General features: G+C 61.1%; 21 protein-coding genes and 1 tRNA gene. 9 read left to right on the top strand and 13 right to left on the bottom strand.

The genetic code is table 11. The features are described from left to right. Nucleotides 1–99: 99 nt before the first annotated feature. The 5 genes from WD767_19920 (at nucleotide 100) to WD767_19900 (ending at nucleotide 3,869) form a co-directional block, all read left to right on the top strand. Nucleotides 100–564, top strand: coding sequence for a cytochrome c (locus WD767_19920; protein MEX2618358.1), 465 nt, complete (start codon nucleotides 100–102; stop codon nucleotides 562–564). Nucleotides 565–688: 124 nt separating this feature from the next. Beyond that, entirely contained in the window at nucleotides 689–991 is a 303-nt protein-coding gene (locus tag WD767_19915) for a hypothetical protein (GenBank protein MEX2618357.1), read from the top strand. 36 nt (nucleotides 992–1,027) lie between these two features. Further along, nucleotides 1,028–1,753 (top strand): sulfite exporter TauE/SafE family protein, encoded by a 726-nt coding sequence (locus WD767_19910; GenBank protein MEX2618356.1) that lies wholly within the window; start codon nucleotides 1,028–1,030, stop codon nucleotides 1,751–1,753. Nucleotides 1,754–1,823: 70 nt separating this feature from the next. Beyond that, a complete protein-coding gene (locus WD767_19905) occupies nucleotides 1,824–2,963 on the top strand; it encodes a DSD1 family PLP-dependent enzyme (protein ID MEX2618355.1) in 1,140 nt (379 codons plus the stop codon). Between the two features lie 42 nt (nucleotides 2,964–3,005). Continuing rightward, nucleotides 3,006–3,869, top strand: coding sequence for an amidohydrolase family protein (locus tag WD767_19900; protein MEX2618354.1), 864 nt, complete (start codon nucleotides 3,006–3,008; stop codon nucleotides 3,867–3,869). A gap of 72 nt (nucleotides 3,870–3,941) precedes the next feature. Here WD767_19900 and WD767_19895 read toward each other — a convergent pair whose 3' ends face one another. From WD767_19895 to WD767_19885, 3 genes are all read right to left on the bottom strand, one after another. After that, nucleotides 3,942–4,769 carry a flagellin gene (locus tag WD767_19895; GenBank protein ID MEX2618353.1) on the bottom strand — a complete coding sequence of 276 codons (828 nt, stop codon included), beginning with the start codon at nucleotides 4,767–4,769 and terminating at the stop codon, nucleotides 3,942–3,944. Between the two features lie 341 nt (nucleotides 4,770–5,110). Next, nucleotides 5,111–5,974 carry an amidohydrolase family protein gene (locus WD767_19890; GenBank protein ID MEX2618352.1) on the bottom strand — a complete coding sequence of 288 codons (864 nt, stop codon included), beginning with the start codon at nucleotides 5,972–5,974 and terminating at the stop codon, nucleotides 5,111–5,113. A 257-nt stretch (nucleotides 5,975–6,231) separates the two neighbouring features. Then, nucleotides 6,232–7,230, bottom strand: coding sequence for an Ldh family oxidoreductase (locus WD767_19885; protein ID MEX2618351.1), 999 nt, complete (start codon nucleotides 7,228–7,230; stop codon nucleotides 6,232–6,234). 174 nt (nucleotides 7,231–7,404) lie between these two features. Between WD767_19885 and WD767_19880 the strand changes: the two genes are divergently transcribed. Continuing rightward, on the top strand, nucleotides 7,405–9,918 hold the full coding sequence (locus WD767_19880) for a cation:proton antiporter (GenBank protein MEX2618350.1): 2,514 nt from the start codon (nucleotides 7,405–7,407) through the stop codon (nucleotides 9,916–9,918). 140 nt (nucleotides 9,919–10,058) lie between these two features. Here the strand turns inward: WD767_19880 and WD767_19875 are convergent. The 4 genes from WD767_19875 to WD767_19860 form a co-directional block, all read right to left on the bottom strand. Beyond that, nucleotides 10,059–10,133 (bottom strand) — tRNA-Val (locus WD767_19875). Nucleotides 10,134–10,195: 62 nt separating this feature from the next. Beyond that, on the bottom strand, nucleotides 10,196–10,867 hold the full coding sequence (gph, locus tag WD767_19870) for a phosphoglycolate phosphatase (GenBank protein MEX2618349.1): 672 nt from the start codon (nucleotides 10,865–10,867) through the stop codon (nucleotides 10,196–10,198). Further along, nucleotides 10,864–12,360: a radical SAM protein gene (locus WD767_19865; protein ID MEX2618348.1), complete on the bottom strand. Its 1,497-nt coding sequence runs from the start codon at nucleotides 12,358–12,360 to the stop codon at nucleotides 10,864–10,866. The genes gph and WD767_19865 overlap by 4 nt, the downstream gene beginning before the upstream one ends. Before the next feature lie 18 nt (nucleotides 12,361–12,378). Continuing rightward, entirely contained in the window at nucleotides 12,379–12,657 is a 279-nt protein-coding gene (locus WD767_19860) for a hypothetical protein (GenBank protein ID MEX2618347.1), read from the bottom strand. Nucleotides 12,658–12,768: 111 nt separating this feature from the next. On the opposite strand from WD767_19860, the gene cutA reads away from it, so the two are divergent. Continuing rightward, nucleotides 12,769–13,095: a divalent-cation tolerance protein CutA gene (gene cutA, locus WD767_19855; protein ID MEX2618346.1), complete on the top strand. Its 327-nt coding sequence runs from the start codon at nucleotides 12,769–12,771 to the stop codon at nucleotides 13,093–13,095. Nucleotides 13,096–13,131: 36 nt separating this feature from the next. Here cutA and WD767_19850 read toward each other — a convergent pair whose 3' ends face one another. Then, a complete protein-coding gene (locus WD767_19850) occupies nucleotides 13,132–13,548 on the bottom strand; it encodes a hypothetical protein (GenBank protein MEX2618345.1) in 417 nt (138 codons plus the stop codon). A 60-nt stretch (nucleotides 13,549–13,608) separates the two neighbouring features. Here WD767_19850 and WD767_19845 point away from each other — a divergent pair, with 60 nt between their 5' ends. Together WD767_19845 and WD767_19840 are read left to right on the top strand one after the other, a co-directional pair. Then, entirely contained in the window at nucleotides 13,609–14,811 is a 1,203-nt protein-coding gene (locus WD767_19845; protein MEX2618344.1) for an MFS transporter, read from the top strand. Nucleotides 14,812–14,815: 4 nt separating this feature from the next. Then, complete coding sequence (locus tag WD767_19840; protein MEX2618343.1) at nucleotides 14,816–15,199, top strand: VOC family protein; 384 nt, start codon at nucleotides 14,816–14,818, stop codon at nucleotides 15,197–15,199. Here the strand turns inward: WD767_19840 and nadA are convergent. The 5 genes from nadA to WD767_19815 all read right to left on the bottom strand — a co-directional run bounded on the left by nadA (nucleotide 15,190) and on the right by WD767_19815 (nucleotide 19,978). Beyond that, nucleotides 15,190–16,206: a quinolinate synthase NadA gene (nadA, locus tag WD767_19835; GenBank protein ID MEX2618342.1), complete on the bottom strand. Its 1,017-nt coding sequence runs from the start codon at nucleotides 16,204–16,206 to the stop codon at nucleotides 15,190–15,192. The two genes, WD767_19840 and nadA, sit on opposite strands and share 10 nt — an antisense overlap. A 157-nt stretch (nucleotides 16,207–16,363) precedes the next feature. Further along, a complete protein-coding gene (locus WD767_19830) occupies nucleotides 16,364–17,371 on the bottom strand; it encodes a hypothetical protein (GenBank protein ID MEX2618341.1) in 1,008 nt (335 codons plus the stop codon). Continuing rightward, nucleotides 17,368–18,675 (bottom strand): O-acetylhomoserine aminocarboxypropyltransferase, encoded by a 1,308-nt coding sequence (locus WD767_19825; GenBank protein ID MEX2618340.1) that lies wholly within the window; start codon nucleotides 18,673–18,675, stop codon nucleotides 17,368–17,370. The genes WD767_19830 and WD767_19825 overlap by 4 nt, the downstream gene beginning before the upstream one ends. A gap of 7 nt (nucleotides 18,676–18,682) precedes the next feature. Beyond that, a complete protein-coding gene (locus WD767_19820) occupies nucleotides 18,683–19,162 on the bottom strand; it encodes a CoA-binding protein (GenBank protein MEX2618339.1) in 480 nt (159 codons plus the stop codon). 3 nt (nucleotides 19,163–19,165) lie between these two features. Beyond that, a complete protein-coding gene (locus WD767_19815; protein ID MEX2618338.1) occupies nucleotides 19,166–19,978 on the bottom strand; it encodes an enoyl-CoA hydratase in 813 nt (270 codons plus the stop codon). Between the last annotated feature and the right edge of the window lie 199 nt (nucleotides 19,979–20,177).

The following is a 20,177-nucleotide window of genomic DNA, read 5'->3' as shown; positions in this document are numbered from 1 at the left end:
CCAGGACCTCCGGATTCGGATATAAGTATTGAAGGCGGCTTGACCTTCCCCTCGCATAAAGGTTCAGGTTAGGCCGTATCGAACCAACTGTGTAGTGACATGGCGCTAAGATACATTCTACTGGCCGTTTTACTGACTGTCGTGACCGGCGTCATCCTCTTGATATTCGGCGGTGGGCGTGACCCCGGTTTTGCCGACGCGGACAATCCCGAACTGGTTGCCCTTGGAAGCGAAATCTACGGTGTGCATTGCGCGGCATGCCATGGCGCCGACCTGGAAGGCCAGCCGAACTGGCAACGGCGCGGGCCGGACGGGAAACTGCCGGCGCCGCCGCATGACGAGACCGGCCATACCTGGCATCATTCCGATGCGCAGAATTTCCAGGTGACAAAGCTGGGCACCGAGGCGCTGGCGCCGGCAGGTTACAAATCGGATATGATCGGATTCGATGGCATCCTCAGCGACAGGGAAATCTGGGCGGCGCTCGCCTATATAAAATCCCGCTGGCCCGTGGAAATTCGCCGAAGGCATGCCGCCATGACGGACCAACGGCCAAACCGCTGAATCTTAACTATAGCATATCAGTAAGAGATGCTGGCCGGGAGATGCATGATTCTATGCGCTTGCGCCGCGCGCAGCTTCCTCGTATCACGATACGGGAGCGGGCGATCCGGATTGGGGGGCGTTTATGGCTAAACGCAAGCGTGGCGGCAGGAGCGATGCCAGAAATTTTGCCGACGAGATGCTGGCGCTAATGGCGCAATATGACAATGCGGAATCCCTGAACGACAGCGTCATTACCCCGTTTGCCACGGCGTTGGAGAAAATATGCGGCGAGCGCGGTTATGTTCTCAATGTCTATGGTGACAGCAGCAATCTCGTCGTCAGCAACGAGGAAGACGCGGAGGCGATATTCCAACTGGTCGAGGAGTATTTCGAAGCCAGGGAAGCTGTCGAGGCAGATGAAGAGGCGGAATCTGAAACGAAGTAGCATTGCGCTGCATCGTTTTGTCTTCGGACCTCCGGCATGGAACCTGACCTCAATCTGGCGCTTGCGATTGCTGCCGTCTTTATTGCCGGGCTCTCACGGGGCTTTATCGGATTCGGCGCCGGGCTGATCATCATTCCGGCCCTTGCGGTCCTGTATGGTCCGATTGAAGCAGTACTGGTCATGACCCTGATAGAAATTCCCGCGACGGCATACCTGCTGCCGACGGCCGTTCGCCATGCCAACTGGCGGTCCGTGGCGCCGCTGGGAATCGCGTCGCTGCTGACTCTTCCATTGGGCGCCTGGATGCTGAGCCATATAGACGCCGAGGATATGCGGCGCTTTATCGCAATACTGGTTATTTCCGCCGGAATCATGCTGGCCAGCGGCTGGCGCTACGCGCGGACGCCGACGCTGGCCGTGACGATTCCGGTAGGACTCGTCAGCGGCTTCCTGAGCGGGGCCGCAAATATTGGCGGGCCGCCGGTTGTCGTATTCCTGATGGCGGGACGAAATACCGCGGTCGAGGTTCGTGCGGGCATCATGGCGTATTTTTCGTTTTCGGTGGTTTTCCGGACCATAGCCTACGCGGTGCTGGGATTGCTGACACTGCCGCTGCTTTGGCTTTCTGTCGTTCTGGTGGTGCCCTACATGGCGGGCATTTTCATCGGCAGCCGGGCGTTCAGCGGCATTTCGGAAAAGCTGTTCCGATGGACGGTGCTGGTGGTGGTGGTGACGATGGGGTTTGTCGCCTTGCTGCGCTGACGAGCCGCTTTGCGTCGGCGGTAGCCGTAAGCTAGATTCGCGCTATTACTGAATTTCAGGAGGCGGAAACATGACGTATACTCCCGCGCCGGCGGCAATCGGCATGCCCGTGGAGGAGGTCGATACACCCGCGTTGCTGGTCGACCTGGATGCGTTCGAACGGAACCTCAAGCGGATGGCGAATGCCATCAAGGGCAGCCCGGTCCGCCTGCGGCCGCATTCCAAGACCCACAAGTGTCCGGTGATCGCGCTGCAACAGATGGCGCTGGGCGCGGTCGGAATCTGCTGTCAGAAGGTGGGGGAGGCGGAAGCCCTGGTCTATGGCGGGGTGGACAATGTTCTGGTCAGCAACCAGATCGTCGGCGCGCCGAAACTGGCGAAGCTGGCCTCGCTGGCCCGGCGCGCCAGAATGGCGGTCTGTGCGGACGACGCGGGCAATATCGCGGATATCGATGCCGCGGCGGCCGCTGCCGGGGTGACGTTGGAAGTGCTTGTCGAAATCGATGTCGGCGCCGGGCGTTGCGGCGTGCCGCCGGGGGCGCCGGCGCTGGCGCTGGCGCAGAAGATAGACCAGGCGCGCCATCTGACATTCGGCGGGTTGCAGGCCTATCACGGCAGTGCCCAGCATATCCGCGAATATGATGCACGCCGCAAGGCAATTGAATCCGCATCCGCCATGACGTCGGACACCGTTTCCCTGCTGGCGAAAAACGGGATCGAATGCGGCATCGTCGGTGGCGCGGGTACCGGGACCTTTCAGTTCGAAGCGGCCAGCGGCGTCTACAATGAACTGCAGGCGGGCTCCTACATCTTCATGGATGCGGATTACGGTCGCAATCTGAACCGCGACGGCAATCCGATCGACGATTTCGAAAACAGCCTGTTCGTATACGCAACCGTGATGAGCCGGGCCGCGAGCGACAGGGCCATTCTCGATGCGGGACTGAAGGCGCTGAGCGTCGATTCCGGCCTGCCGCTGCTGTGGCAGACTCCGGGGATCGAGTTTGTCGGCGCGTCTGACGAGCATGGCAAACTGTCGGTTTCGGAATCGGTGCGCGGCGGGAACAGCGACCTGAAAGTCGGCGACAAGGTGAAGGTCGTTCCCGGCCATGTCGATCCGACCGTCAACATGTATGACTGGTATGTCTGTGTCCGTGGCGGCCGGGTCGAGGCAATATGGCCGATAACGGCGCGGGGCCGGCTGCAGTAACCCGGCTGGGCCCGATCGTATTCATCAGGAGGAACCGACGCCATGACGGAACGGGTTATGACCGGGACGGGCCGTAAGCCCAAGCTGATTGCGCCGCCCAACTCGTGCGAGACGCATTCGCACATATACGGTCCGGTTTCAAAATACCCGCATCATCCCGGCCGCGTTCATCATGTGGAAGCGTCGCTCGACGCCTACCGGACGATGCTGGCGCGGCTCGGATTCGAGCGCGGCATTATCGTTCAGCCGTCGACCTACGGACGGGACAACCGGGCGACGCTGGAAGCCATTGCCGGAATGGGACAGGAGAATGCGCGCGGTGTCGCCGTAACGGCGCCGGACGTGTCTGCGGCCGAATTGCAGCGGCTGCATGACGGCGGTATTCGCGGCATGCGGTTCTTCTTTCTGGTGGATGATTTCGCCATCGACGATCTGGCGCCGATGGCCGCGAAGGTCGCGCCGCTTGGCTGGCATGTTCAGGTCCAGGACAATGGCAGCTGGATAGTTGATGCGATGCCCTACATGAAGGATCTTCCCGTCGATGTTGTTATCGACCATATCGGCCGGACGCCGGCGGCGAACGGAGTCAACGATCCCGATTTCCGGGCCCTGCTGAAATTCATGGAAAGCGGAAAATGCTGGGTGAAGATTTCCGCGCCGTATCTGCAATCGACTGACGGCCCGCCGCTGTATCGAGACGCGGGCGAAAAGGTGAAGGCGCTGGTCGCGGTCCGGCCCGACCGTCTGGTCTGGGCGGCCAACTGGCCGCATCCGAACTCGCCGCTGGACAATAAACCGGAAGAAGCGGATTGCCTCGACCCGTTGCTCGACTGGGTTCCCGACAGGAACATCCGCAACGATATTCTCGCGACCAATCCCGGTATCCTGTACGGCTTCGATACCTGATGAACGCCGCGGAGCCGCTTCTCCCGTAAGGGAAAAGCGGCCCGGTTCGCGGCCATCGGTCTGCCGGCGGTGTTAGCCGAACAGGGCCAGGATAGACCTTTCGCTCTGCGCCGCCAGGGAAAGGGAGTTGATGCCCAACTGCTGACGGGTCTGCAGGGCAAGCAGGTTGGCGCTTTCCTCGTTGAGATCCGCAAGGGTGAGTTTACCGGCGCCGGCTTCGAGGGTGTTGACGAGATCCTCGGTAAAATTGAGACGGGTCTGAAGAACCGTCGCATTCGAACCGAGTGTCGACGCCGACGTCCGGAGTGTGGTGATCGCCGAATTGACCGCGGTGATTGCCAGGTCGATATCCGAATCGGCGACAAAATCATTGGCCGCCGCCGCGACATTCAGACCTGTTGCCGCTGTCGACGAATCGATGCCCGCGACCGTCAGGACGCTGGTGCCGTCTTCATTGAAGTTGACGACAAGATTGTCCGGCGTCGTCTGCAACAGGTTGGTGCCGCCGAAACTGGCATCGTTGCCGAGCGAGTCGACCTGATCCAGCAGCGCATTGAACTGCACCGAGAGGGAGGATCGTTCATTGGTGTCGCTGGTGGCTTTTGCGGTAATCGCCAGACCCTTGGCCTGTTCGATCAGTTCGGTAATTGCTTCGATACCGTTGATCGCCGCCTCGATCGTGCTGATGCTCTGATCGATATTGTCCTTCAGGCCGTTCAGATCGTCGGCCCGATTGGTAAGAGCGCGCGCCGCGAAAAAGGCGGCGGCGTCATCCAGTGCGGACGCGACTTTCAGACCCGTAGACAGGCGATCCTGTGTCCGGTCGATCAGGTCAGTCGTTCTGGACAGGGTCAGGAGGTTGGATCGAATTGCTGCTGAAAGTTCAACTTTATCTGCCATAACCGTGTTTCCCCTTCTAGGGTTTATATGACCGTTTATCGGTTTGCTTCAGGCTTTGCCGGAAGCATGTTGCGGATAACGGCCATGACCCTGAATGCTGTGGGAATTGCCGTTGCCTGCAACGCCGCTAACAAGTGGCCGCAAACTTCAGTCCATTCCTTAGCAATGGGGATGCCAACCCGGAAAATCAGAAAATATGTTTAGTTACAATAAAGTAATCTATATTCTGGAATTTCACGCCATGCATGTGCGAGTTCGCGCAGGCAAATTCAGTCCTGACTCTGGCAGGATTTGCCGGTCGCACGGAATCTTACGCCTATCGGGTACGGTCACCGGTAGTGTCAGTCGGGAAAATCGTACAGACGCGCCGGGTTATCCGCGAGAATTGCCTTCCGCAGGGCCGGATCGTCCGGAAACGCGTCAAGCAGGATATCAAGGCAATGTGCCGGCACCGGCTTTTCGCCGGCGGCGAATTGCGGATGCGGCCAGTTGAGGCCCCAGACCAGCCGGTCGGGCCGGACGGTGGCAAGCTTGCGGATCCGGGGTACGACATCGGTATAGGGGCCGCCCGCCGCGGATCCGTAATAGGGACCCGAAATCTTGACCCACACGTTTCCGCTCTCCAGCAGTTTCAGGAAGGCGGTGAAGCCGGGGTCGTTGAGGTCCATATTCTTCGGCATGCGCCCGATATGATCGATGACGACCGGTACGGGCAGGTTCGCAAGTCGCGGCAGCCACGACAGGGCGTCCTCGCCGTTTTCCTGCACCTGGACATGCCAGCCGAAGGGGGCGATCCGGGGCGCGACAACGGGCAGGTCGTTGAGCGTGACATCGTTGCCCTGTCGGGTGAAGCGGAAGCCGCGAATGCCGGCATCGTGAAGGGCGGATAATTCCTCATGTGTTACATCACGCCGGCAGACCGCCACTCCGCGTGCCCGGTCGGCGCCAAACTCACGCATGGCATCCAGCGTCCGGCTGTTATCCGTACCATAGGCGGATGGCTGGACGATGACGGCGCGTTCGATGCCCAGGTTATCGAGCACATTGCGGTAATCCGCGACCGAGGCATCGGGATGCAGGCTGCGTCCCTGGCCGGAGGCATAGGGATATTTTTCAACCGGGCCATACACATGGGAATGGCATTCGCAGGATTTGGGCGGGACGATGAGACGGGGCCTGGGGCCTGGATCGGCGGCGTGCACCATCAGGCGGGATTGACCTGCCGGTCTTCGATACCGGAACCGTCCAGACCGGGCGACGTCCTGCGTTCGCCGAGTGGTATTTCTTCGAGATGCGGCACCGATATTCCTCCGATCATCATGGTACGGACGTGAGGCTAACGGGCGCGGCTGAATGAAGTCAATAACACCTCGGGAATGCAACGGGGCGGTATTGTCGGGGATTTGCCCGGTCGGAGCGGTATATCCCCGCCGAAGCGTCCGCGATAGCAAATTGAGACGTTTTAGTTTTTCAGCCTTGGATCGGCAATCTCCCTGAGCCGCTCGTAAACAGGATCCGCAATCTCCATGGAATCCGCCGCAAGCCGACGCTTGCGTTCCGCCACGGATCGGTCATACGGCATGCGGACCGGTGCGCCGCCCGCAACCGGGCGCGTCGCCCTGATAGCGTCGGCATATTCCGCGACATTGGCTTTATACTCGTCGGCGGGCATCAGCAGGTCCGGCCGCATCATCACGAACAGGCAGCCATAACCGAACATGTCCTTCGGCATGGCGGGGACGGCGCACAGGGCGCCCAGCAGCTGCACGACGATGGCGAGGCCAGAGCCCTTGTGCCCGCCCCAGGCGGCGATGGCGCCCTGCAGCGCCTGGGCGGGGTCTCGTGTCGGGTTGCCTGCCGGATCGAAGGCGCTGCCTTCCGGCAGTTCCTGACCCAGCCGGCCGGCCAGCACCACCTCGCCATGCATCATCACCGAGGTCCCGATATCCCAGATCACCGGCGCGTCGCGGGAGGGAAAGCCGAAGGCGATCGGGTTGGTGCCGAATCTCCCTTCGCTGCCGCCATGCGGCGCCACATTGGGCGAGGCGTTGGAGGCGATCATCGACACCAGCCCGGCGCGGGCGGCCTTTTCCGCGTAATACGACAGCATGCCGGTATGCCAGGTGTCGCGCGCCCCGACGATTGCCATGCCCATGGTGGTTGCCTTCTCAATCGCGATTTCCGCCGCGCGCAACCCGACGAGGTAGCCGATATTGTTATGTCCATCGACCAGGGCGGAAAGCGGCGTTTCATGCGCGACGGTGATGACGCCGCGCATGAAGCCCGGTTTCGTCATGCGTTCGAAAACGCTCAAAGCGCGCGGCAATCCGCCATAGCTGAGCCCCCGGAGTTCGCAGTCGATCAGGTGATCGGCGATTGCCGCCGCTTCCGCGACATCATGTCCGGCGGCCACCATGACCCGTTCCGCCAGTTGCCTGGCTTCGCCAACGGTAATCTGCATCGAGACCTGCTCCGCGTGTAACACGTCGAAGACCGGATTGTAGGCAGACAGGAAGCTGTTGCGCCACCCATCCGGTGGGCGGCGTGTCGGTTTGACAGAGTGAACTGTTAGCGTGGCGCCGACCTCCGGTGGATCGTGATTTACCGATTGGTGCGACTCAAGCTATTCATGGGTATGGACATTGTTCTGATCACAACGATTATCGCATCGCTGTTTGTCGTGATCGGCGTCGCCGAACCACTAGCCGCCCGGCTGCAGCTTCCCTACAGCGTGATCCTCGCACTGTTGGGCATCCTGATCGGCTCGTCCGCCATCTTTTTCCTCCGAACCGATCTGACCGACGCGCTCAATCCGGTGGCGGCGGTGATCGTGGCGCTGCCGATCCGGTCCAATGTCTTCCTGTATGTCCTGCTGCCGACCCTGCTGTTTCAGGCGGCGCTCGGCGTCAACGTGCGCCGCATGCTTGATGACTGGGTGCCAATCCTGGTTCTCGCGGTGGTTGCCGTCATCGTGGCGACGCTGGCCGTCGGCTATGCGCTGCACTGGTCGAGCACGCTGCCGCTGGCCGCCTGTCTCCTGCTCGGCGCGATCGTCTCCACCACGGACCCTTCCGCGGTGGTCAGCATCTTCCGCTCGATCTCCGCGCCGCGACGCCTGGCCCGGATCATTGAGGGGGAGAGCCTGCTGAACGACGCGGCGGCGATCGCGCTGTTCGGATTGTTCATGGGGTTCGTCATGGCCGGCTCCCCCGATCCCGACATGCGCGGCGCGCTGGCGCGGTTCCCTGTGCTGATTGCCGGTGGCGTGCTGGTCGGGTGGGCGACCGCCCGTGCCGCGGTGTGGACAATGGCGCTGTTCGCGCGCTACGAACTGGCGCAGATTTCGGTCTCCGTCGCGTTGCCCTATCTGGCCTACATCATTGCGGAACAGAGCATCGGCGCCTCCGGGGTTATCGCGGTGGTCGCCGCGGCCCTGACATTGAACCTGACAGGTCCCGGCCGCCTGCGGCCGGCCGCATGGACCAACCTTCGCGAGGTCTGGGACCTGCTGGCGCACTGGGCCGGGGCGATGATCTTCATCCTGGCGGCGCTTCTGATTCCCAGACTTCTGGAAGATGCGCGGTTCACTGACTTTGCGCTGATCGGGATCGTCATCCTTGCCGCGACGGCGGCGCGCGCCGCGATTTTGTTCGGGTTGATGCCGGTCCTCACCCTCATGCGCCTTTCGCCGGTTGTCGAACAGCCTTACCGTATCGCTATCCTGTGGGGCGGCCTGCGCGGCGCGGTCACGCTGGCGCTGGCGCTGGCGGTTACCGAAAGCGGGCTCGTGCCGGTGGAGGTGAAGCGCATCGTCGGCATTCTTGCGACAGGCTTTACGCTGTTCACGCTTGTCGGACAGGGCGCGACACTGCGCTGGATCGTTGCCAGGCTGGGGCTCGACAAGCTCTCGCCCATTGACCAGGCGCTGGCCAACCAGGTCGTTGCGGTGGCGCTGCAGACTGTGCGCGAGAACCTGGCGACGACCACCGAGAATTACGACCTTACCAGGGACACTGTGCGCTCGGAGGCGAAACTCTTCGGAGACCGGCTCGAGGAGTCGGTGAAATCGGCTGAGGCCAACGCCGAGATCCTTGATCGGGACCGGGTGACCCTGGGCCTGATCGCGCTGGCCGGTGCGGAGCGCGATACGATCCTGGCGCGATTCCGCGAGCGGACGATTTCTTCGCGCCTCTCGGACCGGATGCTGTCGGAGGCTGACCGGCTGATCGAGGCGACCCGCTCCGGCGGCCGGGTCGGCTATCGCCGGGTGGCGCAGAAAAGTCTCGCCTATGGCCTGGCGCTACGCGCCGCGGTCTACTTGCACAGCCGGCTCGGCGTGGCGACCTTGCTCGGGCGGGTGACAGCCGACCGGTTCGAACTGCTGTTGTCCCAGCGCCTGGTCCTCCGCGATCTCAGCGGGTTCATTTCCGGACGCATCCGGCGCATTCACGGACTTCGCGTCGCGGACCTGCTGCGCCAGCTTCTAAACCGGCGGTTCGAGGCGGTCGACACCGCGTTGCAGGGGCTGCGGCTGCAATATCCCGGCTACGCCGAGGAACTCGAGCGGCGTTTCATCCGGCGCATCGCGCTCCGCCTCGAGGAACGCGAATACGACGCCATGCGCGAGGACGGGCTGATCGGAGAGGAACTTCACACCGCCCTGATGAAGGAAATGGACGCGCGGCGTATCGCGGTGGAGAAGCGCCCGCCTCTCGATCTTGCGGTGCGCAAGGCGGAACTGGTGCAGCAATTCCCGCTGTTCGCCGATCTGGATGCTCGTACCCTGAAGCGACTCAGCCGGTCGCTGGTCACGCGATACGTCAATGTGGGCGAGACGATCATCCGCAAGGACGCGCGGGCACAAAGCGTCTACTTCATTGCCTCCGGAGCGGTCCAACTGGAAACGGCGGGGCAGACATGGCGTCTCGGGCGCGGCGAAATGTTCGGCCAGGTGCAGATTCTGATGCGGCGGCCCCGGCGCATCGAAGTCCGCGCCATTGCGCCGTCGATGCTGCTGGTTTTCGATGAGGCGCGATTCCTGAAGTTGCTGAAGCGCAGCCCGGTCCTTCAGGCGGCTGTGCGGGAGAGCGCCGTCAAGCGCGGTATCTCCTTGCAGGCGATCGGGCTCGAAGAGACGCCGAAGACCTGACGCGTCACCGTCGACCGAAGCCGAGGAAGGTTGCTATGCGATGCAGGAACAATTCGTCATGGCAGCGTGACTCAATCCAAATCGCTTCCGGGAATCCCGCGGCGGTTCATTGGTATGGTCGGATAAGTGCTTGAAAAAAATGGTGGGCGCGACAGGGATTGAACCTGTGACCCCTGCCGTGTGAAGGCAGTGCTCTCCCGCTGAGCTACGCGCCCGTGCCGTTTCCGGCCGCAGATTTACGTTCCGGCTGTTCAGGTGTCAAGCGACCCGATGGAAATCAGTGGAGGCCCAGGCGCAGCAGCGCCTCGGGAACCCGGTCGAACCTGTCGATCAGGATATCGGCGCCCAGGTCTTCCGCCGGAATACGGCGGTATCCGTACGCGACGGCGATCACCGGCACGGCGGCATTCAAGGCGACCTGAACGTCATTCTGACTGTCGCCGATCATCACCGCATGTTCGGGATCGGCCTGCATCATCGCGATCGTGCCGAGCAGGTGGCCGGGGCTGGGCTTTCGCATGGCAAACGTGTCCCCGCCGGTCACCGCCGAAAAATAACCGCTTAGCCCGAATGCGTCGAGCACGGCCATGGCGGGTTCCGCGGGTTTATTGGTGCAGACCGCCATTTGATGCCCGGTCTCGCGCAGCCTTTCCAGTGTTTCGAGCACGCCAGGGTACAGCGTTGTCAGGGTCACGGTGTCGCGGCTGTAATATTCCCGAAACCGGGACACGGCGTCGTCGGGATCCGGGGCGGGGCCGCCGCTGGCCTCGAAACCGCGCGCCACCAGCGCGGCGACGCCGTCGCCGATCATCCGGGTCACCTGTTCGAGGGTCACGTCGGGGCGTCCCGCGTCGTTCAGCGTGCGGTTCAATGCTGCATGCAGGTCAGGCGCGCTATGGACCAGGGTGCCGTCGAGATCGAAAACAAGTGTCTTCGCCCTGGCGCTCATGGCGCGTTTCGCGTATCGCCGAGCAGCGCCCGTTTCAGACGCGCCGCCGACATCTGTTCGATATGGCGGCGGGTCTCGGCGCCGAATTTCTGCGTCGCCATGTCGAGATAGCGTTTGGCGGCGTAATATTCGTGAAAGGCGTCGTCGCGGAAACGCAGGACATCCGCGGCGGATATGTTTTCCGTAGGCAACGGGCGGCAATCGAAACTGTGCTGCGAATAGCCGTTCCAGGATTCCGGCAGGTCCCAGCCCTTCGCGACAGCCATCGTATAGAGCGGCGACCCCGGATAGGCCATGGCGGAATAGAAATTGGCGAATTCGCAATTAAGCTCCATCGCCAGGTCGAGCGTTTGGCGCATCGTTTCATGATCGTCGTCGGGCAGGCCAAAAATGTAATTGCCGATAACGCTGATTCCGGCGCGCTGGATCAGCCGGACGACTTCACGGATGTCATCCTGTCCGAAGGATTTCTCGGCGCCGTCGCGAACATGGGCGCTGCCCGATTCAATGCCCAGCGCCAGCCAGCGCAGGCCGGCGCGGCGCAGCAGGTCGAGCCGCTCAGGCCTGACCGTATCGATCCGGGCATAAGCCCAGATATTGAGATCCGGCGCATAAGATTTCGCTGCCAGGCCTTCACAGATTTCGGTGACATGCCGGTCGTTCAAAACGAACATCTCATCAATGATCTTGAAGGTCTTCACGCCGTACTCGCGATAGAGCACGTCAATTTCCGCGACCACGGCCGCCGGACTGCGCATGCGGTAGCGATTGGCGCCGAATGGCGCGTTGATGCAGCAGAAATTGCACCGGAACGGACAGCCGAGCGAAGTGTAGATCGAGGCGTAAGGCTGGCGCGCGCCAAGGTCGCCGAAACATTGCCAGTTATGCGCCCGGTATTGGGGCATTGGCAGAAGATGCCACGCATTGCCATGCAGATCGCCGTCCATATCCGTGATCAGCGGCGCCGCCGGATTGTTGCGGATTATGTCTCCATCCCGCCAGACGAGACCTTCGACGCGGGCGAAGTCGAGGTCGACGCGCCCGAGCGTTTCCAGCAATTGATGCACCGTAACCGGCCCTTCGCCATTGCAGGCGAAATCGACGGCTTCTTCCGCCAGCGTGCGTTCCGGCAGGGCCGAAACATGACCGCCGGCAATGAGGATCGGCTGATCGGGCGTTATGGCCTTGATGGCGGTGCAGGCTTCGCCGGCTGCCGCCATCTGCTGGGTCGACGCGGATGGCTGGTGCCCGAAGACGATCATGCCGACCAGGCGCGGGGCGCGGGCCGCGACCGCCGCCGCGAGGGCATCGACGCCGAGGCCCAGGGCTTCGGAATCGAGTATTTCGACGGAATGGCCGCGGTCGAGGGCGTAGCCCGCGATCAGCCGGCACCAGAGCGGCGGCTCAATGGCCGTCAGGTCGCCGCCAAGCTGCTGGTACACTTTTTCCCGTCCGCCCGGGTTGACGAGCAACAGGTCTGGGGGCTCAGCCATTTTATTGGTCCGGTCCGGTCAGCTGACGACACCGCGCCCGGGTTCGGTGAGTTTGCAGACGAGCCAGTCAGGCTTGATCGGATTGTTGAACCAGGGTTCGGCCCAGCCCTGTTCGATACAACTGCGGATCGTGCGCTCCTTGATCCTTTGGCCATCCGCGTCGAACAGCGGCAGCTTGCCGCCGGCCTGATCCAGGCCACACCGAAGCCAGGCGCGTTGTGCCGCTGTCGGCTTGCGTTCGATTTCGTCCTGCTGCGCGGCCTGTGACTGGCTGGTGGAATCGGATTTTCTGGCCATGGGTTCGTTCCGGATCGAATTCAGCAACGCCGCTATATTGCAGGGTGGATGTGCTATCCTACGGCAGGTCGGCGTCAAAGGCCAACATGGCAATATCCAAGAAGGGGAAGAATGTCCGCATTTTTCGTTTACATAACCGCCAGCGACAAGGCCGAGGCATTGCAAATCGCACGTGCGCTCGTGGATTCACGATACGCTGCCTGCGCAAACGTGTGCGAGAAAGTCACGTCAGTCTACCGTTGGGAGGGCCAGTTGCGGGAAGATACGGAATCCGTTCTGATCGTCAAAACCCGCGCGGAACTGCTTAGCCCGCTGATTGAAAAGGTTAACACGATGCACAGTTACGACTGTCCGTGCATCGTGGCATTGCCGATCCATGACGGAAACCCGGAATTCCTGGACTGGATTGAGACAGAGACGCGGGATGTTGGAGCGTGACGGGGGAAAATACACGCAGTACGGGCTGACGGACGCCTAATCGCCGGCGAAAATCGCTGAACGGATGGAGATCGCGGGTGTTGCCAAGGCGGCGCGCTGCCCCTGGCGAAACTGTTCATGCTGGCGCCTTTTGGCCTGGGCAGACGGCAGGGTATGGCGCAACTGCTGCGGAACAGGACCGTCGTCTGCGTTGCGAATTTCATTGGCGCTTTGGTGCGGCGGGGCCGGTGACGCTGGCAGGGCATTTTTCCCTTGGTGACGGCGCGGTTGGCGAAACAGCGGCGAAGATTGCCGCCGGGAAGGTCGCGATACCATACGCGCGGAAGCGTTCCGCGGTGCCTTGTGCAATGCGCTTGTCGGTCCGGCATTATGGCTGTCGATGGCGGCAAATTCCGCGAAACAGGTGACCCCGATCTGCGCGGTACTATTTACTGGTACCGATGCGATGCCCATAATTGGCGCTTGTATGGGGCGGACGCTGGCATGGTGTCCTCTCACTGAGGAAAAAGGTCAATGAGTTCCGCGCGCCTGTCGCTTTTGTTTTCCAGTATCGGCCATTTCTACGTCCATATGTTCATGGCGTTTTTCGCAATCGCCGTGGTGACGATGGCTGAAGAATCGTTATGGCAGATGCCGTATGAGGAACTGCTGCGCCTCTGGACGCTTGGCGCCCTCATGTTGGGGCTGGGCGCCATTCCGGCCGGCCGGCTGGGCGACCGGTGGAGCGCACCGGGGATGATGGCGGTGTTCTTTCTGGGGCTCGGCGCATCGTCCATCCTGACCGGCATTGCAGACGGACCCGTCTTCATTACCATAACCCTGGCGGGGCTGGGATTATTCGCGTCGATCTATCATCCCGTGGGGATACCCTGGATGATCCGCGGCGCCGGGCCGGGGAAGGTGGGTAAAACCCTCGCCGTCAACGGAATCTTCGGTAGCTTCGGCACGGCTGCCGCGGGACTTGTGGCGGGGGCCCTGATCGACCTGTCCGGATGGCGCGCGACATTTATCCTGCCGGGAATTGTGAGCGTCCTGACGGGCGCCGTAATGCTCTGGTTCATTATTGCGCACCGGATCTCCGACACGGGAACAGCCGCTAAAAAGAGCCACATTTCCAGCCGGGGGGAACTGATCCGCGTCTTCCTGCTGCTGCTCATTTCGATGTTCATCGGCGGCGTGATCTATCACGTCATGCAGACGGCGCTGCCGAAACTCTTCACGGAACAGCTTTCCGGCGTGCTGGGTGACGGCGCCATGGGAGTCGGCGCGGTATTCGCCTTCGTCTTTTTTCTCGGCGGCATCATGCAGGTTGTCGGCGGAATTCTGGCGGACAGATTCCCGCTGAAACTTGTTTATGTCTCCTGCTGGTTCCTGCAGATTATCGTCATGGCCGGCCTGGCCGCCAGTGCGGGATTCGGGATTGTCGGGTTTGCGGCGCTCGCGATCATGGTGAATGTCGCGGCGCTGCCGGCAGAGAACATGATGCTGGCGCATTACACGCCGACAAAACAGCACGGGCTCGCCTTCGGGATCAAGTTCGTGCTGGCGTTTGTCGCGGCGCCCGTGTCGATCGAACTGGTCGCCTTGGTGAAGGGCGCGACCGGCGGATTCGTCTGGCTGTTTGCGGGCATCGCCATGGCGGCGGCATGTGTCTTCGTTCTGTTGCTGGCGTTGCCGCCGAACCGCGTCCGCAGCGCCGTCATTCCCGCGGAGTAATGCCATGTTCCGGATAGAGCGCATCGACCATTTTGTCATTCCCTGCAGCAATATAGAGACGATCTGCGATTTCTACGTCCGGGTATTGAACATGCGGCGGATCGAGTTCGGCAATGGCAGGCTGGCGCTGGGATTCGGGCAGCAGAAAATCAACCTGCAGCCGGCTGGCTGGGAGGAGGCGCGCCGCGCCGTGAATCATATCCAGGGCACAGCCGATTTCTGCCTGATTACGGAAACGCCGGTCGCCGAGGTGATAGCCCATTTGAAGGCCTGCGGCGTCGCCATCGAAGAAGGCCCGACCCCCCGCAGCGGGGCAATCGGGCCTATCAATTCGGTTTATTTCCGCGACCCCGACGGCAATCTCGTCGAAGTCTCCAACTACGACTGACGGTTATTTCCCCCGATCTCGATCATGCGTTCGACGGAGCGCCTGGCGCGGGCGGCGATCACCGGATCGATTTCGACCCGCGGCTGGAGCGTTTGAAGCGAGGTCAGGATATTGTCCAGTGTGATCCGCTTCATATGCGGGCACAGGTTGCAGGGACGGATAAACTCGACACCGGGGTTGGCGGTTGAGACATTGTCGCTCATTGAGCATTCCGTAACCATTAGCACGCGTTTCGGCTGTTCGCGGGTGACGAAATCCTGCATACCCTTGGTCGAACCCACATAGTCCGCGGCATCCAGTACGTCCGGCGGGCATTCGGGGTGGGCGATGACCTGCAATCCCTCAAAATCCTTGCGATAGGCATCGATCTCGGCCCCGGTAAAGCGCTCATGGACCTCGCAGTGCCCTTTCCAGGGAATGATTTCGACACCTGTCTGTCTGGCCACATGCATGGCGAGATATTCGTCGGGCAGGAAGATCACCTTGTCGACGCCCAAAGACTCGACCACTTCGACGGCGTTGCCGGATGTGCAGCATATATCCGTTTCAGCTTTTACTTCCGCCGTCGTATTGACGTAGCTGACAACGGGTGCGCCAGGATGCTTCTCGCGCATGGCGCGGACATCGGCCCCGGTAATCGAAGCCGCCAGCGAACAACCGGCCCCGAGGTCGGGAATCAGGACTATCTTTTCAGGGTTCAGCAGCTTGGTGGTTTCCGCCATGAAATGCACGCCGGCCATGACGATAATATCCGCTTCGACATCCGCGCCCTTGCGCGCCAGGGCAAGCGAGTCACCGACGAAATCCGATACGCAATGATAGATTTCGGGTGTCTGGTAATTATGTGCCAGCACGATGGCATTGCGTTCTTTCTTCAATGCGTTTATCGCGGCGATCTGCGGCGCAAAAACCGGCCATTCGATTTCCGGGATGACCCGTTCGACCCTGGTGTATAAATGCGCCGTTTGTGCGGCGATTTCCGGTGTATAGGCAAGTGAGGTCGACATCGCTTCCGTCCTTTTCTGGTAGCGATTGGTTTTAATCTGTCTGAACTTATTTATGCTCTTTCAGACTAAATTTAAATACTCTATTTGAGTATATATAAAATTTCTATTCCTCCGGGACAATAGGGGCCCTGGACCCCGGTAAACGGATCGGAAAAATCTAGCTGGCGGAACGGGTTGGGATGCCGACACCTGGCGCCGGCCTTTCCCGAAGGACATCCCGGCGGAATTGGAACAGTTCCGCGGGACGACCGGCGCCTTGCCGGTCGAACTTACCGGTCGCGACGACAAGCCGGTTGTTGACCACCAGACGCCGGAAATTCTGCTTGTGGAGACTGAGTCCGGCGAGGCTTTCCGCGACGCGCTGCAGTTGCAGCAGGGTGAATTTTTCGGGAAGCAATTCGAACACCACCGGCCGGTAACGCAGTTTGCCCCGAATCCGGCCAAGCGCCGTGGCCATCATGCGGCGATGGTCCAGTGCAGCCATCATTCCTGTTGAGGCACATTCCATCGGACGGGACTCAGGATCGCGAAGCAAACCCCCTTGTTCCGACATCCGGGCGTGATGATCCCTGTCAGCTTCACCAACCAACCCGGCCTCATACAGAATTTCATATCGTTCGAGGACGAGTTTGGAATCCCAGCCGGCCTCCACGGCGCCAAAGGCAATGGATACCCGTTCCTTCCGGATAAATTTTTCACTTTCGGTTAGCGCCGCCTCGACCCATTTTTCCAGCGCGGGAATAATGATGCTGTCGATTATACCGGGACGTCCGCCCCGCCAATCCTCCCAGGGAAAAAAGTCGTAACAGTCCAGCCATTCGGCGTCGCCGGGGGGCGGGGCTTCGCGGATAAGCGCCAGATAGCCGACGGAGACAACCCGCGGCCCGCCGGCCAGTTCCCGGGGATCGCGGTATCGATCCCCGAACGTATATAACTGTTCGACATAGCCGATGGGCAGCCCGGTCTGATCTTCGACCCAGCCACGCAGGGCGATTTCAAGGGTCCGGTGATGGCTGGGCTCAAACGGGCCATAGGGCAGGGCAGGGCCGGATCCTTCCGGCAGGTGGTCGCCATGGGGCGTGACGAGAAATCGCGGCACCTCCGCCGTCACCGCAAGGATGACAGCGTTGAGCAGGATCAGGGTGTTGGAAGAAGAATTGCTCATGCGGATACGGGACTGGTTGCCGCGGCCCTGGCAAGCGCCTGATCCAGGTCGGCGATGATGTCGTCCACGGTTTCGATGCCGATCGACAGGCGAATGGCATCGGCGCTGGCGCCCGAGGCGGTGAGTTGCGCATCCGTCAGTTGTCTGTGGGTGGTAGATGCCGGGTGAATGATCAGGGATCGGGCATCGCCGATATTCGCCAGATGACTGAACAGTTCGACATGCTCCACCAGTCGGACACAGGCATCATAGCCGCCCGAGAGACCGAAGGTCATGACGGCGCCGGCGCCTTTGGGCAGGTAGCGCTGTGCGAGGGCATGGTATTTGTCGGTAGCCAGTCCGGCATAGGAAACCCAGGTGACGGATGGATGCGTGACCAGGTATTGCGCGACCGCCAATGCGTTGGCGCAATGACGGTCCATGCGCAAGGGCAGGGTTTCAATGCCCAGCAGGGTCAGGAAGGCGTTCATGGGCGCCTGACTGGCGCCAAGGTCCCGCAAACCGACCGCATGGCCGTAAATCGTGTAGCACAATGCGCCAAAGGTTTCGGCAAAGACCAGGCCATGATATTCCGGCGCGGGCTTTGACAGGCTTGGGAATCTGTCATTTTGCAGCCAGTCGAACCTGCCGGAATCGATGACGACCCCGCCAATCGCGGTGCCATTGCCTGCGAGAAACTTGGTTGTCGAATGCACGACGATATCCGCGCCATGGTCGAACGGGCGACATAGATATGGTGTCGCCAGTGTATTGTCGACGATGAGAGGGATACCTGATTCATGCGCGATATCGGCGATGGCGCGGATATCGGTTACCACCCCGCCCGGATTAGCCAGACTCTCGATGAAAACGGCTCGGGTGCGCCCGGTAATGGCGGTGCGGAAATTTTCCGGATCGTCGGGATCGACAAAAAGGGCATTCCAGCCGAATTTCCTGTAGCTGTGTCCCATCTGATTGATCGAGCCGCCATACAACTTGTTCGCCGCCACGATCTCGTCGCCCGGCGACATCAGCGGGAATAGCGCAAGAATTTGCGCCGCATGGCCGGACGCGGTCGCGGTGCCGCCGATCCCGTCTTCCAGCGCGGCGCAGCGTTCCTCCAATGCGGCGACCGTAGGATTGGTCAATCGCGAATAAATAAATCCGGGGGTCTGCAGATTGAACAGGGAGGCCGCGTGTTCGGCATCGTCGAAGACGAAGGACGCGGTCTGATAGATGGGCGTTTGCCGCGCGCCCGTGGCCCGGTCAGGTGTGCCGCCCGCATGGACCGCAAGGGTTTCGAAGCCCGGCTCCCGTTTCTTCATGGCCGGTTCACCGTTTTTGCCGCTTGCTGGAAATAATCCTGGAATTGAACCCGTTCCAGGCCAACTCGCCGTGCAAGCGCGAATATTCGACTTTCGGGCAACGGTCCATGATAACCCGGAGACCCGCATCTTCCGCCCTTTGCGCGGCTGCTTCATTGCGCACGGAAAACTGCATCCAGACGATTTTCGCACCGATGGTGATGGCGTCGTCCGTGACTGTCCCCGCAGCTTCGGAATTGCGGAAGATGTCAACCATATCGACCGGTACGGATATATCCGACAGGGAGGCTACGACGGTTTCGCCCAGCAGGTCTTCGCCCGCGGAACCCGGGTTGACCGGAATAACGCGAAAGCCTTTCGACTGCATGTATTTCATCACAAAGTAACTGGGGCGCTTCCAGTTCGTGCTGGCGCCGACCATGGCGATGGTCTGCGTGTCGCGGAGAATGTCCCGGATGTAGTCGTCGGAATAGCTGTCATGCTGCATCGTCTACCGTCCGCGCCAGACTGGCGGGCGCTTTTCGAGAAATGCGGAAATGCCTTCGTCGGAATCCTCTGCCAGCATATTGCGGACCATGACATCGCCCGCGTAAATATAAGCGTCTTCCGCGGTCATTTCGATCTGCCGGTAAAACGCTTCCTTGCCGATGGCCAGGGTGAGCGGCGACCTGGCCCGTATTGAATCCGTTATCTCCTGTATCGTGGAATCAAGAAGATTGGCGGAAACCACCCGGTTGACGAGGCCGATTTCCCGCGCCCGGGTTGCCGTGACCGGTTCACCGAGCAGCAGCATCTCCATCGCTTCCTTGCGGCCGATATTGCGGCTCAGCGCAACCATGGGCGTCGAACAGAACAACCCGATATGGACGCCGGGGGTTGCGAAGCGTGCTTCCGTCGCCGCAACGGCAAGGTCGCAGGTCGCGACAAGCTGGCAACCCGCCGCGCTGGCGATGCCCTGGACCCGCGCGATTACCGGTTTCGGGCACCGCATGATCGCCAGCATGACCGCTACACATGCCTCAAGCGTCGCTTCGTAATAGGCCCGATTGGGATTTTCCCGTATCTGGCGCAGGTCGTGCCCGGCGCAGAACCCGGTTCCGTTGGCGGCAAGAACTACCGCGCGGATGGAGGGGCTCTTCGAAATATCGGCGAATTCGTGCCGCAGGGAAGCCATCAGTTCAAGCGAAAGGGCATTGCGGGTTTCCGGCCGGTTCAGGGTCAGCCTTGCGATCCCGTCTCTGTCGTCGCGCAACAGGACCGGGAGCCCGGTTTCTGCAAGGGGGGAAGGCGCGGAACTTTTCATGATGACGAATTTTACCCGGATTACAGATTGTTCGATAGAGGTTTGAATGTAGTTGCAGAGGTAGCCTGTCCGCAAGAAACAATGGAATTTCCGGCGCATCAGGCTCCTGCGACGGCTTTTCCCGCAGCACCTGTTCGGTCATTCGCGCCTTGCCGGTTTTCACGGCGCGGTCCCGGTCGAGAGGGGATGCAGACAATCA

The organism is Alphaproteobacteria bacterium (assembly GCA_040905865.1).
Classification (GTDB): Bacteria; Pseudomonadota; Alphaproteobacteria; order UBA8366.
The sequence above is the reverse complement of the archived record's forward strand: the minus strand, read 5'-3'. Positions and strand labels throughout refer to the sequence as shown.

Bases quoted from the DNA above. Each gene is read 5' to 3' on its own strand.
- WD767_19830 (MEX2618341.1), bottom strand. From the start codon at position 17,371: ATGAGCAATTCTTCTTCCAACACCCTGATCCTGCTCAACGCTGTCATC.
- WD767_19865 (MEX2618348.1), bottom strand. From the start codon at position 12,360: ATGGCTGAGCCCCCAGACCTGTTGCTCGTCAACCCGGGCGGACGGGAA.
- WD767_19840 (MEX2618343.1), top strand. From the start codon at position 14,816: ATGTTCCGGATAGAGCGCATCGACCATTTTGTCATTCCCTGCAGCAAT.
- WD767_19895 (MEX2618353.1), bottom strand. From the start codon at position 4,769: ATGGCAGATAAAGTTGAACTTTCAGCAGCAATTCGATCCAACCTCCTG.
- WD767_19890 (MEX2618352.1), bottom strand. From the start codon at position 5,974: ATGGTGCACGCCGCCGATCCAGGCCCCAGGCCCCGTCTCATCGTCCCG.
- WD767_19825 (MEX2618340.1), bottom strand. From the start codon at position 18,675: ATGAAGAAACGGGAGCCGGGCTTCGAAACCCTTGCGGTCCATGCGGGC.
- WD767_19885 (MEX2618351.1), bottom strand. From the start codon at position 7,230: ATGCAGATTACCGTTGGCGAAGCCAGGCAACTGGCGGAACGGGTCATG.
- WD767_19860 (MEX2618347.1), bottom strand. From the start codon at position 12,657: ATGGCCAGAAAATCCGATTCCACCAGCCAGTCACAGGCCGCGCAGCAG.
- WD767_19880 (MEX2618350.1), top strand. From the start codon at position 7,405: ATGGACATTGTTCTGATCACAACGATTATCGCATCGCTGTTTGTCGTG.
- WD767_19845 (MEX2618344.1), top strand. From the start codon at position 13,609: ATGAGTTCCGCGCGCCTGTCGCTTTTGTTTTCCAGTATCGGCCATTTC.
- WD767_19815 (MEX2618338.1), bottom strand. From the start codon at position 19,978: ATGAAAAGTTCCGCGCCTTCCCCCCTTGCAGAAACCGGGCTCCCGGTC.
- WD767_19910 (MEX2618356.1), top strand. From the start codon at position 1,028: ATGGAACCTGACCTCAATCTGGCGCTTGCGATTGCTGCCGTCTTTATT.
- WD767_19820 (MEX2618339.1), bottom strand. From the start codon at position 19,162: ATGCAGCATGACAGCTATTCCGACGACTACATCCGGGACATTCTCCGC.
- gph (MEX2618349.1), bottom strand. From the start codon at position 10,867: ATGAGCGCCAGGGCGAAGACACTTGTTTTCGATCTCGACGGCACCCTG.
- nadA (MEX2618342.1), bottom strand. From the start codon at position 16,206: ATGTCGACCTCACTTGCCTATACACCGGAAATCGCCGCACAAACGGCG.
- WD767_19850 (MEX2618345.1), bottom strand. From the start codon at position 13,548: ATGGGCATCGCATCGGTACCAGTAAATAGTACCGCGCAGATCGGGGTC.
- cutA (MEX2618346.1), top strand. From the start codon at position 12,769: ATGTCCGCATTTTTCGTTTACATAACCGCCAGCGACAAGGCCGAGGCA.
- WD767_19905 (MEX2618355.1), top strand. From the start codon at position 1,824: ATGACGTATACTCCCGCGCCGGCGGCAATCGGCATGCCCGTGGAGGAG.
- WD767_19900 (MEX2618354.1), top strand. From the start codon at position 3,006: ATGACGGAACGGGTTATGACCGGGACGGGCCGTAAGCCCAAGCTGATT.
- WD767_19920 (MEX2618358.1), top strand. From the start codon at position 100: ATGGCGCTAAGATACATTCTACTGGCCGTTTTACTGACTGTCGTGACC.
- WD767_19915 (MEX2618357.1), top strand. From the start codon at position 689: ATGGCTAAACGCAAGCGTGGCGGCAGGAGCGATGCCAGAAATTTTGCC.